The organism is Streptomyces sp. NPDC005402 (genome assembly GCF_040606575.1).
Taxonomy (GTDB): domain Bacteria; phylum Actinomycetota; class Actinomycetes; order Streptomycetales; family Streptomycetaceae; genus Streptomyces.
On sequence record NZ_JBEXFB010000001.1, the window covers coordinates 270,373 to 284,560 of the forward strand.

General features: G+C 72.2%; 13 protein-coding genes. 6 read left to right on the plus strand and 7 right to left on the minus strand.

The features are described from left to right. Window positions 1-48 precede the first annotated feature (48 nt). Complete coding sequence (locus ABZT02_RS01290) at window positions 49-1,437, plus strand: MFS transporter (protein ID WP_356012979.1); 1,389 nt, start codon at window positions 49-51, stop codon at window positions 1,435-1,437. Window positions 1,438-1,485: 48 nt separating this feature from the next. Here the strand turns inward: ABZT02_RS01290 and ABZT02_RS01295 are convergent, their stop codons facing one another. The 4 genes from ABZT02_RS01295 to lnt form a co-directional block, all read right to left on the minus strand. Continuing rightward, the gene (locus ABZT02_RS01295; RefSeq protein WP_356012981.1) at window positions 1,486-3,405 is read right to left on the minus strand and encodes a GAF domain-containing protein; all 1,920 of its coding nucleotides are present in this window, start codon (window positions 3,403-3,405) and stop codon (window positions 1,486-1,488) included. Between the two features lie 107 nt (window positions 3,406-3,512). Further along, the gene (locus ABZT02_RS01300) at window positions 3,513-4,313 is read right to left on the minus strand and encodes a 3-hydroxybutyrate dehydrogenase (RefSeq protein ID WP_356012983.1); all 801 of its coding nucleotides are present in this window, start codon (window positions 4,311-4,313) and stop codon (window positions 3,513-3,515) included. A 54-nt stretch (window positions 4,314-4,367) separates the two neighbouring features. After that, complete coding sequence (locus tag ABZT02_RS01305; protein WP_356012984.1) at window positions 4,368-4,847, minus strand: NUDIX domain-containing protein; 480 nt, start codon at window positions 4,845-4,847, stop codon at window positions 4,368-4,370. A gap of 68 nt (window positions 4,848-4,915) precedes the next feature. Further along, the gene (lnt, locus tag ABZT02_RS01310) at window positions 4,916-6,529 is read right to left on the minus strand and encodes an apolipoprotein N-acyltransferase (RefSeq protein WP_356012986.1); all 1,614 of its coding nucleotides are present in this window, start codon (window positions 6,527-6,529) and stop codon (window positions 4,916-4,918) included. 231 nt (window positions 6,530-6,760) lie between these two features. Here lnt and ABZT02_RS01315 point away from each other — a divergent pair, with 231 nt between their 5' ends. Next, window positions 6,761-7,786, plus strand: coding sequence for an O-antigen ligase family protein (locus ABZT02_RS01315; RefSeq protein ID WP_356013661.1), 1,026 nt, complete (start codon window positions 6,761-6,763; stop codon window positions 7,784-7,786). Between the two features lie 15 nt (window positions 7,787-7,801). On the opposite strand, the gene ABZT02_RS01320 is transcribed toward ABZT02_RS01315, so the two are convergent. Continuing rightward, on the minus strand, window positions 7,802-8,350 hold the full coding sequence (locus tag ABZT02_RS01320) for a hypothetical protein (RefSeq protein WP_356012987.1): 549 nt from the start codon (window positions 8,348-8,350) through the stop codon (window positions 7,802-7,804). An 89-nt stretch (window positions 8,351-8,439) separates the two neighbouring features. Then, on the minus strand, window positions 8,440-9,228 hold the full coding sequence (locus ABZT02_RS01325; RefSeq protein ID WP_356012989.1) for an aspartate/glutamate racemase family protein: 789 nt from the start codon (window positions 9,226-9,228) through the stop codon (window positions 8,440-8,442). A 39-nt stretch (window positions 9,229-9,267) separates the two neighbouring features. Here ABZT02_RS01325 and ABZT02_RS01330 point away from each other — a divergent pair, with 39 nt between their 5' ends. Continuing rightward, the gene (locus ABZT02_RS01330) at window positions 9,268-10,464 is read left to right on the plus strand and encodes a glycosyltransferase (protein ID WP_356012990.1); all 1,197 of its coding nucleotides are present in this window, start codon (window positions 9,268-9,270) and stop codon (window positions 10,462-10,464) included. A 4-nt stretch (window positions 10,465-10,468) separates the two neighbouring features. On the opposite strand, the gene ABZT02_RS01335 is transcribed toward ABZT02_RS01330, so the two are convergent. Then, window positions 10,469-11,674, minus strand: a complete 1,206-nt coding sequence (locus tag ABZT02_RS01335) for a TerD family protein (protein WP_356013663.1) — start codon at window positions 11,672-11,674, stop codon at window positions 10,469-10,471. A 296-nt stretch (window positions 11,675-11,970) separates the two neighbouring features. Between ABZT02_RS01335 and ABZT02_RS01340 the strand changes: the two genes are divergently transcribed. The 3 genes from ABZT02_RS01340 (at window position 11,971) to ABZT02_RS01350 (ending at window position 14,106) form a co-directional block, all read left to right on the plus strand. Next, window positions 11,971-12,408: a DUF6643 family protein gene (locus tag ABZT02_RS01340; RefSeq protein WP_356012992.1), complete on the plus strand. Its 438-nt coding sequence runs from the start codon at window positions 11,971-11,973 to the stop codon at window positions 12,406-12,408. 42 nt (window positions 12,409-12,450) lie between these two features. Beyond that, complete coding sequence (locus tag ABZT02_RS01345) at window positions 12,451-13,278, plus strand: MOSC N-terminal beta barrel domain-containing protein (protein WP_356012994.1); 828 nt, start codon at window positions 12,451-12,453, stop codon at window positions 13,276-13,278. 222 nt (window positions 13,279-13,500) lie between these two features. After that, on the plus strand, window positions 13,501-14,106 hold the full coding sequence (locus tag ABZT02_RS01350) for a hypothetical protein (RefSeq protein WP_356012996.1): 606 nt from the start codon (window positions 13,501-13,503) through the stop codon (window positions 14,104-14,106). Window positions 14,107-14,188: the final 82 nt, after the last annotated feature.

The window sequence follows — 14,188 nt, forward strand, 5'->3', positions numbered from 1 at the left end:
GTGTGCGGACACGTACCCGTCCCCACCGCACACGAGGAAGTGGCGCACATGGCCTCCGCAGCATCCGCTCCCCCGACACCGAGCAACCTCAAGCGCATCGTCGCCGCCAGCCTCATCGGCACCACCATCGAGTGGTACGACTTCTTCCTCTACGGCTCCGCGGCCGCCCTGGTCTTCAACAAGCTGTTCTTTCCCGACTCCGATCCGCTCGTCGGGACGTTGCTGTCCTTCCTGACGTACGCCGTCGGATTCGCCGCCCGCCCGGTCGGCGCCCTGGTGTTCGGGCACTACGGTGACCGGCTCGGACGTAAGAAGCTGCTGGTCCTGAGCCTGCTGCTGATGGGCGGGGCGACCTTCGCGATCGGACTGCTGCCGACGCACGGGACCGTCGGCACGGCCGCTCCCGTGCTGCTGACCGTGCTGCGCCTGGTCCAGGGCTTCGCGCTGGGCGGCGAGTGGGGCGGAGCCGTACTGCTCGTGTCCGAGCACGGGGACGCCAAGCGGCGCGGCTTCTGGGCCTCGTGGCCGCAGACCGGTGCGCCGGCCGGGCAACTCCTGGCCACGGGTGTGCTGTCGCTGCTGACCGCCCTCCTGTCGGACGCCGCGTTCGGCAGCTGGGGCTGGCGGATTCCCTTCCTGCTCTCCGGCGTCCTGGTGGCCGTCGGTCTGTGGATCCGGCTGTCCGTCGACGAATCCCCCGTGTTCAAGCAGGCGTTGGCGCAGGCGGAGGCACGCAAGGCGGCCCGGGACGAAGTGGCCGAGAAACTGCCGCTGGTCTCCGTGCTGCGCCACCACTGGCGCGACGTGTTGATCGCGATGGGCGCCCGCATGGCGGAGAACATCAGCTACTACGTCATCACCGCATTCATCCTTGTCTACGCCACCACGTCGGCCGGCGTCTCCAAGCAGACCGCGCTCAACTCGGTGCTGATCGCCTCGGCCGTGCACTTCGCGGTGATCCCCGCCTGGGGCGCCCTGTCGGACCGCATCGGCCGGCGCCCCGTCTACCTGCTCGGCGCGGTCGGCGTCGGGCTGTGGATGTTCCCGTTCTTCGCGCTCGTCGACACCGGCGGCTTCGGCAATCTCATCCTCGCGGTGACCGTCGGACTCATCATGCACGGCGCCATGTACGCACCCCAAGCAGCCTTCTTCTCCGAGATGTTCGCGACCCGGATGCGGTACTCCGGTGCCTCCATCGGGGCCCAGTTCGCCTCCGTCGCGGCAGGCGCCCCGGCCCCTCTCATCGCCACCGCCCTCCTCTCCGACTACGGCAGCTCCACGCCGATCGCCCTCTACGTCATCGCCGCGGCCGTGCTGACGGTCATTGCCGTCGGTGTCGCCAAGGAGACCCGCCACCGGGACCTGACCGACGTCGAGCCGGACGCCGAGCCGGAGCCGGCGGCCACGTCCCCGGCGGCCGACGCCCGGACGGCCTGAGCCCCGGCCCGCGACCGACCGGCCCCCGTACGCCCGCGCGTGCGGGGGTCAGGGCCGTGTCGGCGCCGACAACCGGTGCAGCCGCAGTGCGAGTTGGATCTCCAACGCGCGGGCGGGGCTCTGCCAGTCCTCGCCGACCAGGCGGCCCACGCGTTCCAGCCGCTGAGCGACGGTGTTCACATGGACGTGCAGCTCGTCCTTGGTGCGGGCCGGGCTCATCCCGCACGCGAAGTAGGCGTCGAGGGTGCGCAACAGATCGGTGCCCCGCCGCTCGTCGTAAGAGACCACCTGGCCGATGGTCCGGTCGACGAAGCCCGCGATGTCCCGGTCACCGGCCAGGAGCAGCCCGAGGAACCCGAAGTCCTCGGCGGCGGCACCATCTCCCGAGCGGCCCAGGAGGCGCAGCGCGTCGAGGCAGCGCCGGCCTTCCTCGTACGCGGCGGCCACGGCGTCCAGCTGGACGGCGAGGTCGCGCACCGGGGCCGAGGCGCCGACGGTCACCGCCTCATGGACTGCTGTGCCGAGGTGCCCGGCGGTGCGGCGGGCCAGTCCGGTGGCCGTGTCCCCGGCGGTGAGGGGCAGCAGCAGGACGGTGCCGCCGTCCCGGGCGGCGGCCAGGCCGTGCCGGGTGGCGGCGAGGTGGGAGGCCGCGGACCACAGGCGTCTGCGGGCGGCCGCCTCCTGGTCGGCGTCGGCCGCGGGACCGTCGAGACGGGCGGCCAGCACGACATGGGTGGCGTCGAGGTCCGCGTCCAGCCGGGCGGCCCGCTCGCGCAGCAGACGGGGGTCGCGGTCCCGGGCGTCGAGCAGGTCGTCCAACAGCTCGCCGCGCACCCGCTGTTCGGCCTCCGCGGCAGAACGCCTGGCCAGCAGGAGCAGCGAGGTGACCATCGCGGCGCGCTCCAGGGTGCGCTGGTCCACGGGATCGAGCCCCGGGTGACCGCGCAGCACCAGGGCCCCCAGGAGTTCGCCGCCGGCGGCGACGGCGGCGATCCAGTCGTCCCCCTGCCGTACGGCGTGGCCTTCGGCCCGCGAGGCCTCCAGCGCCTCGGTGGGTGCGAGCTCCGCGAACTCGACCGTGCCGTCGAGGATTTCGGAGACGGCCGCCGCCACGTCGTGCACCCCGCCACCGCGCAGCACCAGTTCGGCGAGCCGGTCGTGGACGTCGGAGGCGCGCTCGATGACACCGCTGCGGTCCCGGATGATCTCGTTGGCCCGCTCCAGTTCGGTGAGGGCCGAGCGGGTCTCGCTGAGCAGGTTCGCGGTGTCGATGGCGGCCGCGGCCAGCGCGGCGAAGGATCCGAGGAGCGCGATCTGCTCGCGCTCGAAGACCCGGGCCCGCCGGTCCGCCGCGAACAGCACACCGATGACGTGGTGCCCCAGGGTCAGCGGCACGCCGAGGATGGCGACCAGGCCCTCGTCCCGTACGCCCGAGTCGATGGTGAGGGTGTGCTGGAACCGGTCGTCCTTGAAGTAGTCGTCGGTGACGTACGGGCGGGCGGTCTGGGCGACCAGTCCGCCGAGTCCCTCGCCCATCCCGAGCCGCAGCTGCTGGAAGCGGGCGGCGACCGAGCCCTCGGTGACCCGCATGTAGGTGTCGCCCCGCGCCGGGTCGTTCAGGCTGAGGTAGGCCACGTCCGTGCCGAGGAGCGAGCGGGCGCGCTGCACGATGGCCCGCAGCACCGCGTCCAGGTCCCGGAGCCCGGCCAGGTCGTGGGCGGTCTCGAACAGGGCGGACAGCTCGGCCTCCCGCCGACGCCTGCCCTCCAGCTCGGAGCGCACCCGCAGGGCGACCGCCTTGGCCTCCTCGAGCGCGGCGATCCGCTCGGTCGGCCTTCCCTCGGCGCGGGCGATCAGCACCGGCTGTTCGTAGGCGTCGGCGGAGGCGCCCCTGGCCAGCAGTTCGAGGAAGGGTGCCTCGGCACTGCCGACCGGGCGCTCGGCGGACTGCACGTGATCGCTGGACATGCCCTCAGGATTGCTCATCGCACGCTCGCCCCGTCAGGCCTGTGGAAAACTCCGGTCCGGGCGTCCGCCCGATCTGCAGGCCCCCGGCGTGGCACGGTGCTCGCCGTTCAGTGCGCGGTCCAGCCGCCGTCGAGGACGAGCGACGTGCCGGTGACGAAGGAGGCGTGCGGGCCGCACAGGTACGCCACGGCCTCGGCGACCTCCTCCGGCTCGATGAGCCGCTTGAGCGCGCTGTCCTGGAGCAGCACCTCGGACACCACGCGCTCCTCGGGGATGCCGTGCGCCCGGGCCTGATCGGTGATCTGCCGCTCGACCAGTGGGGTGCGCACATAGGCAGGGTTCACGCAGTTCGAGGTCACGCCATGGGGGGCACCCTCGAGGGCGGCCGTCTTGGACAGGCCCTCCAGACCGTGTTTGGCGGCCACATAGGCGGCCTTGTAGGCCGAGGCGCGCAGTCCGTGCACGGAGGACACGTTGACGATCCGCCCCCACCCCTGGCCGTACATGTGCGGCAGGGCGCCGCGGATCAGCCGGAACGGTGCCTCCAGCATCACGGTGAGCACCGTGTGGAACACCTCAGGCGGGAACTCCTCGATGGGGCGCACCAGTTGGAGACCGGCGTTGTTGACGAGGACGTCGGTTCCCGCGGCGGCGTGCTCGGCGGCGTCCAGGTCGGTGAGGTCGAGGACGCGCGGCTCCACCGTGCCCGTCAGGCCCACGGAGCGCTCGGCGAGCGCCTCCAGACCGGCGGCGTCCCGGTCGACCGCTCTCACCTTGGCGCCGGCGGCTGCCAGCCGCAGCGCACAGGCGCGGCCGATGCCGCCGGCGGCGCCGGTGACGAGGGCGGTGCGACCGCCGAGGTCGAGCGTGGGGGCGTGGGGGCCCGGGAGGGCGCTGCTGCCGGTCATGCTCCGACCCTAGGCAGCGTCCGAGCCTCACCACATGTGGTCAGACCCCATACTTCAGTTGGAACTCGTAGAGTCGAACCATGTGGGTGCGTCGGTCAGCGCCTGCTTGATCCGCTGGAGCCCGAACTCGTTCAGTTCCGGGAGGGCGTCCACCGCGAACCACCCCACGTCCAGCGACTCGTCGTCGTTGACCCGCGCCTCGCCGCCCACGGCCCGGCAGCGGAACGAGATGTCCATGTACTGGCAGGTGTCGCCGTTGTCGTACGTCACGGGCTTGAGCGCCTGGACGACGATCACCCGCTCCACGACGCAGTGGACACCCGTCTCCTCCTCTACCTCCCGCACGGCACAGTCAGCGGGCTGCTCCCCCGGCTCCGGGATACCGCCGATCAGCGCCCACTTGCGGGTGTCCGAGCGGCGGTTGAGCAGCACTCTGCCCTGGTCGTCGAGGACGACGGCGCTGACGCCGGGCAGCCAGAGGAGGTCGTGCCCGATGGACTTCCGAAGGGTGCGAATGAAATCAGGGGTAGCCATGAACCGACCCTAACCGCCCTCGGTGACACCCTGGTGATCTTCCGGACGGGCGCAGGACCGGCGTACGGTCACACGTCCTGGGCGCGACGCCCGCGCAGCCCCGAGCCGATCGCCCAGCCGAGCCCGCCCGCGGCGACCAGCACCAGGGCCATCTCGGGCAGGATGCCGAGCCGGGTGGCCGGGGTCTCCGACGACCTGAGCGGCACCTTCTGCACCAGCGAGGCGGCCACGAACATGCCGGTCTTCTGGGTGATCCTCCCGTCCGGCATGATGATCGCGCTGACGCCGCTGGTCACCGGCACGGTGACGGTGCGGCTGTGCTCCACGGCGCGCACCCGGGACATCGCGAGCTGCTGGTAGGTCATCTCGCTGCGGTCGAAGGTCGCGTTGTTGCTCGGCACGGAGATCAGCTGCGCGCCGTCGGTCACCTCGGAGCGCACGGCCCAGTCGAACGCCGCCTCGTAGCAGGTGACCAGGCCGACCTTGGCGTCGGCCATCTGGAAGACGCCCGGCTTGGTGCCGCGACTGAAGTCCTGGCGGACCATGGAGGTCCAGTTCTTGTTGATCGCGCCGACGAGGGAGCGCAGCGGGAGGTACTCGCCGAAGGGCTGGATCTGCCGCTTGTCGTAGGTGTCGGTGGGGCCCTTGACCGGGTCCCACAGGATCTGCTCGTTGTACAGCTTGCCGCCCCGCTCGACGACGCCGCCGACGGAGATCGGCGCGTCGATGGCCTTGGCCGCCTGCTCGATGACCGCGGCCGCGTCGGCGTCCGCGAAGGGGTCGACGTCGGAGGAGTTCTCCGGCCACAGCACGATGTCGGGCTTCTCGATCCTGCCGGCCTTCACCTCGGCGGCCAGCCGCTCGGTCTCGCGCGCGTGGTAGTCGAGTACGGCCCGCCGTTGGGCGTTGAACTCCAGCCCCGCGCGCGGCACGTTGCCCTGGATGGCCGCGACGGTCACGGTGCCGTCCTCGGCCTTGTCGCTCACCAGCGTCCGGGCCGCGAGCGCCCCGACCACCGGTACGGCCACGCTCAGCAGGGCGACGGCCGCGGCGGGACGCCGCACGGCACCCGAGCCCCGCCGCTCGACGAGCAGGCGCACGATCTCGTAGAGGCCGAAGCCGCACAGGAGGACGGCGAAGCCCAGGACGGGCGTGCCGCCCACCGCGGCGAGCGGCAGGAAGACGCCGTCGGCCTGGCCGAACGCGATCTTGCCCCAGGGGAAGCCCTGGAACGGCGCACGCGCGCGTGCCGCCTCTCCGGCGATCCACACGGCGGCCGCCCACATCGGCGAGCCGGGCAGCTTCGAGACCGCGGCGATGCCGACGCCCACCAGTGCGATGAAGATCGCCTCGATCGCCACCAGCGCGAGCCAGGGCCCGGGGCCGACCTCGACGCCGGTCCACACCAGCAGCGGCAGCAGGAAGCCCAGGCCGAAGAGATAGCCGAGACCGAACGCCGCCTTCCAGCCGCGGCCGCGCAGCACCCAGCCGAAGACGGCGAAGGCGGGCAGGGCCAGCCACCACAGGGTGCGTGGCGGGAAACTGACGTAGAGCAGCACTCCGGAGAGCGCCGCGGCGGCGGCCGGGACGAGACGGCGGAGCCGGACGGCCCAGCGGGGGGCGGGCGCGGACTGCGGTTCCAGCCGGTCCGACTCGTCCACGGAAGTTGCGGTGACGGTCACTCCGGGAGTGTACGGCGGTTGACCTCGGCGTCCACAGCGCGGTCCCTGGTGACCGGGGCGTCGCCTACGCGCGTGTGCCGCGCAGATCCCGCACAACTCGTCCACAAATCGCCCATCAGCGGTTACGGTGTGCCGGAGTCCCTGCCGTACGGGCCGGTAGCGTCCGGGCGCCCGGGGACCACAGGTCGGGGGACCGGGGTTTCGGGGGGCGGGGTGGGTTCCACGGGGATGATGTCTGTGGCCGGTTCCGAGGAGGACGGCGACAGACGAAACGTTTCTGATGTGGTGGGCGTACTGGTGCTCGGCGCCTGTGCCGCCTGGTCGCTGGTCACGGCGGCCGCGCACGACGGGCGCCCCGAGGGGGTGCTGCTCGCCCTGCTGGCCGTCGCCGCCGGTTATGCCGCGGGCCGGATCTCGGGGGCACTGCTGCCGGTGGCCGCGCCTTGTGCCGCCGCTCTGACAGGAGTGGGCCTGGCAGTGGGGCTCCCCCGTCTCGCGCCCGGACCGGAGATCGTCGGCCCACTGGGTCACGCGGGTGCCACGGCCGCCCTGCTGACGCTCGCCACCGGTGCCGCGTGCTGCGCCGCCTGGACCACCGCCTCTCCTGCCCTGCGGTTCCTGCTGCGGCTGCTGGCGGTCGGCATCGCGGTGGCCTCGGCCGCCCTGGGTTCGGTGTCCGGGCTGGTCACCTGTACCGCGGTGCTGCTGTGCTCGCTCGCCGCGGGCGGGATGCGCCACCGCGGCCCGGGCATCGCCGGTCTCGCCCTCGCCGCGACCGCGGTGACCGGCCTGACCTGGGCGGTGGCCGGGAACGCGGTACCGGACGGGCTCGCCGCGTCACTGCGCGGCCGGCTCACCCCGCACCGGATCGACCTGTGGCACGACGCCCTCCACCTGGCCCGCGAGGACACCGCCCTCGGTGTGGGTCCGGGCCGCTTCGGCGAGCTCAGTACGACGGCCGCCCAGTCCCTGCTGCCCGACGGCAAACCGCACTCCGCACCACTTCAGATGGCCGCCGAGCAGGGGGTGATCGGGGTGCTGCTGCTGGCGGCGGCCTTCTGCTGGCTGCTGTACGCGCTGTGGCGCTCTCCTCGCCCCACTCCGGTCGTCCTCACCGCGGGCGCGGCCCTGACCGCGTTGGCGGCGATCGCCGCGGTGGGCAACGCGCTGAGCTTCACGATGGTGTCGGTGGGCGTCGGGCTCCTGGCAGGCCTGACCACGGCCCACCCGCTCGCCGACGAACCGGCGCCCAAGTGACCGATCGGCCCGCTCTCAGCGTCGCGGACCCGTTGCCGTGGGCCGCAGCCGGTCGCGGATGATGCGTACGGCGGCCTCGGCGTCGTCCACGGTGACCGTGAACGTGTGGCCGTCCCACAGTTGGAGGACCAGACCCTCGCCTCGGCGCACGACGACGGCGGTGCCCTTCTCGGGGCGCCAGCGGTAGCCCCAGCCGCCCCAGTGCCGCGGCGTGACGTGCGGGACGAACTCGGCCCCCGCGACATGGGCCAGCGGGATCCGGCGGCGCGGCACGCCGATGTGGCCGCAGCGCACCTCCAGGGAGTCCATGTCGACCCTGAGGGCGACGTGGACGAAGGCGAGCGTGAGGAAGAGGACCAGCAGTCCGGCCGCGATGCAGCCGACCACGGACATGACGAGTGGGGCCGCACCGGAGGTCCAGGCCGAGTCGACGGCGAGCTCGATGCCGAGCGCCACGATCGCGGCGCCACCGAGCGCCAGCAGCCACTGGATCCGGTTGGAGGCGCGGCCGGTCCAGACGTCGGCGTGGTGCGAGGTCTGCTCGCCGTGGGGATGGTCCCTCATGCCTACGAGATTACCCAGGTTTCGCCACGCGGGTACCTCGTCGCGCAGAGTGACTGCTCCGGGCGGGGGTTTCCGGCCGCCCGCGACGGTCAGCGGGCGGGTGTGGCCGTCCGCATGAGCCGGCCCTCGGCATAGGCCAGTGCGGGCGCGGGCAGGGCGGCGCCCTCGCGTCCGCTCAGCAGCACCGTGAGGGTGCCGGTGGCGGCGGCCTCGGGCGCGGGCTGCGCGCCGATCCGGCGCAGCGCCTGGGCGGCGACCGCTCCGGCGGATCCGTGCAGGACGAGCGGCGGGCGGCCGGGGCGCTGCACGGCGGCACGGATGCGCTCGGCGACCAGTTCGTAGTGGGTGCAGCCCAGGACGACGGTCGTCACGTCCTCGGGGGTCAGGGCGGCGGCCGCGGCGACGGCGGCGTCGATGGCGGCCTCGTCGGCGTGCTCCACCGCCTCGGCGAGGCCGTGGCAGGGCACCTCGGTGGCCGGCACACCGTCGGCGAACTCCTCGATGAGGCCGCGCTGGTAAGGGCTGCCGGTGGTGGCGGGGGTCGCCCAGATGGCGAAGGGGCCGCCGCCGGACGCCGCGGGCTTGATCGCGGGGACGGTGCCGATGACCGGCAGATCCGGTTCGAGGCGGGCGCGCAGGGCGGTCAGGGCGTGCACGGTGGCGGTGTTGCAGCCGATGATCAGGGCCTCGGGGCCATGGGCGGCGGCGGCCTCGGCGAGGGTGAGAGCGCGCCCGACGATGTCGTCCGGCGTCCTGGGTCCCCAGGGCATGCCGTCGGGGTCGAGGGAGAGCACGAGATCGGCGTCGGGGCGCAGTCGCCGTACCGCGGCGGTGGCCGCCAGCAGACCGATTCCGGAGTCCAAGAGCGCGATCTTCACCCGGCCACGATAGACGATGAGCCCTTGGGGGCCGGTTGCGTGGGGCAGACTGCGCGCGTGAGCGCCATCGCGTGGACCGCCGCCGTATCCCTCGCAGCCTGGCTGTGGCTGCTGCTCTGCCAGGGTTTCTTCTGGCGCACGGATGTGAGACTCCCGCCGGAGCGGGATCCGCGAGTCTGGCCCTTCGTTGCTGTGGTGGTGCCGGCTCGCGACGAGGCCGAGGTGCTGCCCGCGAGCCTTCCCTCTCTCCTGGCCCAGGACTATCCGGGGCGGGCGGAGGTCTTTTTCGTCGACGACGGCAGCACGGACGGCACCGGGGACCTGGCACGCGAACTGGCGCGCCGGCACGGCGGACTGCCGCTGACCGTGTCGTCACCGGGTGAGCCGCCGACGGGATGGACCGGCAAGCTGTGGGCCGTACGCCATGGCATCGGCCTGGCACGCGCGCGTGGCCCCGAGTACCTGCTGCTGACGGACGCCGACATCGCCCACGAGCCGGACAGCCTGCGGACGCTGGTCGCCGCCGCGCACGCCGGGGACTTCGACGTCGTCTCCCAGATGGCCCGGCTGCGGGTGGAGAGTCTGTGGGAGCGGCTCGTGGTGCCGGCGTTCGTCTACTTCTTCGCGCAGCTGTATCCGTTCCGGCGGATCGGCAAGCGCGGTGCGCGGACGGCGGCCGCGGCGGGCGGCTGTGTCCTGCTGCGGGCCGAGACCGCCGAGCGGGCGCGGATCCCGGACGCCATCCGGCACGCCGTCATCGACGACGTGGCCCTCGCGCGGGCCGTAAAGGGCGGAGGCGGGCACATCTGGCTGGGCCTGGCCGAGCGGGCGGACAGCGTGCGTCCCTATCCCCGGCTGCACGACCTGTGGCGGATGGTGTCGCGCAGCGCGTACGCCCAGCTCCGCCACAACCCACTGGTGCTGTTCGGAACGGTCGCCGGGCTGGCGCTGGTCTACCTGGTGCCGCCGGTCGCCGTCGTCACGGGCCTGGCGACGGGGAGTACGACGACTCTCGTTCCCGGTGCTCTCACGTGGCTGGTCATGACGGGCACGTACGTCCCCATGCTCCGCTACTACCGGCAGCCGCTGTGGCTCGCTCCCCTGCTGCCGTTCACCGCGCTCCTCTATCTCCTGATGACGGTCGACTCGGCGGTGCAGCACTACCGGGGGCGCGGCGCGGCCTGGAAGGGCCGCACCTACGCGCGCCCGGACGCCGTCGTCACCGAGGAGAGGTGAGCCCTCACTTGCGGCCCGGTGTCCAGTTCATGCCCCAGCCGTAGACCTGGTCCACCGTCCGCTGCGGGCTCACCCCGCGTTCGGGCACCAGATAGCGGGCCTCGCGCTGCACGACCAGGTCGTCTCCGGTGTTGGTGATCAGGGCCAGCGCGCACACCGTCGAGGGCACCGTGCACTCGTCGAGGGAGAAGTCGATCGTGGCGCCGTGCTGGGGCTGGAGGGTGACCGTGGCGTGCAGGTCGGCGAAGGAACGCGCGCCCTCGTAGATGGTCACGAAGACCAGGATGCGCCGGAAGTCGCGCTTGTGGTCGATGTTCACGGTGAGGTTCTCGCCGCTCGTGACGGCACCGGTGCGGTCGTCGCCGTCGAGGTGGATGTACGGCGGCTGGTGCAGGGCTCCATAGGCGTTGCCCAGGGCCTGTACGACCCCCTTGCGGCCGTCGGCGAGCTCGTACAGGGCGCACAGGTCGAGGTCGAGGTCGGCGTGCATGGCCACCGCGCGGCCGCGCTTGCTGCCCCAGCCCGAGAACTGTTTACGCACTTGCCAGTTGAGGTTCACGCGCATCGCGCCCGAGGTGCCGCCCTGTTTGGCGAGGGAGACGGAGGGAGCGGACTTGGTCAGCGTGACCTTGGAAAGTGGGACGGGCTGGGAAGAGGGGGTGGGTGGTGGTGCCACCGGTGCCACCTGTTGGGGTTCGTCCACGGTGATGCCGAAGTCCGTTGCCAGACCTTCCAGTCCGCTGTCGTAGCCCTGGCCGACGGCGCGGAATTTCCAAGCGCCCTGCCGGCGATAGAACTCCCCGAGTACGAAAGCGGTTTCTACGGTGGCACCCGTGCTGTCGAACCGCGCCGCCACGGTTCCCTGCGCCGCATCCCGCACTTCGATGTAAAGATCCGGGATTCGGGCGAAGGTCCCGCCGTCCGCGGAAGCGGCGAGTACGACGGTCTCCACCGACGGCTCCACGCGCGCGAGATCGACGAGCAGCGTGTCGGTCACCCGGCCGCCGTCGGTCCGTTTGCCCTCGTGGCGGACCGCTCCGGAGGGGTGCTGCGGCTGGTTGTAGAAGACGAAGTCGGCGTCGGAACGGACCTTTCCGCCGACGAGCAGCAGGGCCGAGGCATCCGCGACCGGGACTCCCGGGCCGGAGCGCCAGCTCAGTTCCACGCGCAGTGCCGTAGTGGGCACCGGAACGTTCGAGCCTTTCGGCATTGACATGTCCGCCCCCATCAGGTGTCGGCAGGCCAGGACGCGCCCCGGCGGTCCTTGGAGTTCTACCCGCTCAACCTATTCCCCCGGGACAGCGAACTCCCATCCGTGCGCAGGAAGATCACCGGCCAACCGCCGGTAACCCCTTCGGAACTCGGCCTTTACACGGATGGGACCTGGATTGGCGTCCCTTTTTGCCGAGTTCGCTCGCATTGGGGATCCCACGTCACTGCCGACACGGAAAACAACCCTCTTATCGGTCTCCCCAACCAGCACATCGTGGGCTTAACTTATGTGCCATGACCTCCCCCCGCTCCACTTATGGCGGCGGCTACTACTCCGCCTCCTTCCCGGACACTCCGATCTACGACTCACTCGTGGCCGAGCGGGGAACCCCGCAGATCGCCCCGATCCGGGTCCCGGCCGCGTACGACGTCCCGGCCAGTCACCTGCCGGCGCTGCCGTCCGCACTGCCCGCTCTTCCCGCGGGCCCCTCCCAGTCCTCCTACGGCTACCCGCAGATGCAGCAGCCCTCGCCGCTGCAGCAGGCGCCCGGGGCGTACATCCCGCAACAGGCCGCAGCGCCCCGCGGTTATCCCGGTCCGCAGCAGCAGCCGCGTCCGGCCGGCCCCGGCATGGGCACGGGCTACGAGGCGATGCGCCCCGCGGCTCCCCGGCCCGCTCCTGCGGCTCCCTACCAGGACCCGTACAACAACCAGCAGTACCGCGGTTACTGATTCCCCTCCCGGGCTGTCGGTGCCACCTGGCACGATGGCCTCATGGGGAATGCGCAGTTGCTGTCGATTCACATCCATCCGGTCAAGGCGTTCCGGAGTCTGGCACTCCGGGAGGCCGAGGTGGAGCCCTGGGGGCTGGCCGGAGACCGGCGCTGGGCGCTGGTCGACGACGGGGGAAAGGTCGTCACCCAACGACAGCAGCCGCGCCTCGCGCTGGCCGCCGCCGAGCTGATGCCCGGCGGCGGCGTCGTTCTGTCGGGGCCCGGCATGGATCCGCTGACGGTGCCGGTCCCGGAGCCGGGCGAGACCGTCACGCTGGACCTCTTCGGGGACAAGGTCGAGGGGGTGCCCGCCGCCGACGCGGCCGCGCACGCGTGGTGCAGCGAGTACCTCGGCGCTCGAACTCGCCTGGTGCACATGGACGACCCCGCCACCCGCCGCCCGGTCGAACCCGAGTACGCGCTGCCGGGCGAGACCGTCACCTTCGCCGACGGATACCCGCTGCTGCTCACCGCCGCGGCCTCCCTCGACGCCCTCAACTCCCTGGTCTCCGAAGGCCCGCACGCGGCCGAGGGCCCTTTGCCCATGAACCGTTTCCGGCCGAACGTGGTCGTGGGCGGCAGCGACGCCTGGGCCGAGGACGACTGGTCGCTCGTCGCCATCGGGGAGGTCACCTTCCGGGTGGCCAAGATGTGCGGGCGGTGCGTGGTGACCACGACCGACCAGGACCGGGCCGTCCGCGGCAAGGAGCCCCTGCACAGCCTGGGCCGACACCGCCGCTTCGGCGGCAAGCTCGTCTTCGGACAGAATCTGGTGCCCCGCTCCCGTGGCACGATCCGGGTCTGTGACCCGGTCACGATTCTCGAATAGGCAGCGAGCAGAGGGCCGACGCGGTCGCGACGGACAGAGTTCCGCCAAAGATCCACCCGAACCCTTCCGACGGGAACCCCGCCCCGGTGCTTGCGCGTTGGGGCTTTCATGAGGAGTTCATGAGAGGACCCGGCCGCAGGTGATTTCGCTCTCTCTTCGGCCGGTCCCGCGCGTGAACGACTCCGTCCGGGGTTATCACGGAGCGGGAAGGGGGTGCGGACGGTGCGAGCGATCAGCGGACTCTGGCGTTGGCGGCGCAACCCGCTGTGCCGTGGGACCGACCTGGCCGAGGCCTGGGTCGGCCTCCTGGCCCTGCTGTTGATCCTGGTCGTCGGACCGGTGATCGGCTCGGTCACCGGGCATGCGGCCCAGGACACGTTGCAGGGGGCGGTCCGTGAGCAGCACGAATCCCGTCGGCTGGTGACGGCGACCGTGATCCGCACACTGGACCGCTCGCCGCTGGACGCCGACCCGGAGGCCGCCTCGGGGCGGGATCTGCGCACCCGGGTGACGGCCGGCTGGACCGCGCCCGACGGCACGACCCACCGGGGCACGGTGATGGCCGGCCTCCAGAACCCGCACCGCGGCGACCACTTCGGCATGTGGACCGACCTCCACGGCCGCACAGCGGCCCGGCCGCTGGACTCCGCCACCGCCACCACCCATGCCGTCCTGGCGGGCATGGGCGCGGCCCTGCTGACCGCGGGCCTGATCGAGGGCGGCAGACGGCTCGCCGTCTGGCGCATGGTCCGTCGCAGGTACGCCCGTTGGGACCGGGCCTGGGACCGCGCGGGCCCGGACTGGGGCCGGACCGGCGCCGGCAGCTGACGGCCTCACGGCTCTGGTCAACCCACCACCCGCGCGCACGCTACGGTGGACCGGCCGAGGTTCCTCGGCAGCACGAACCCGC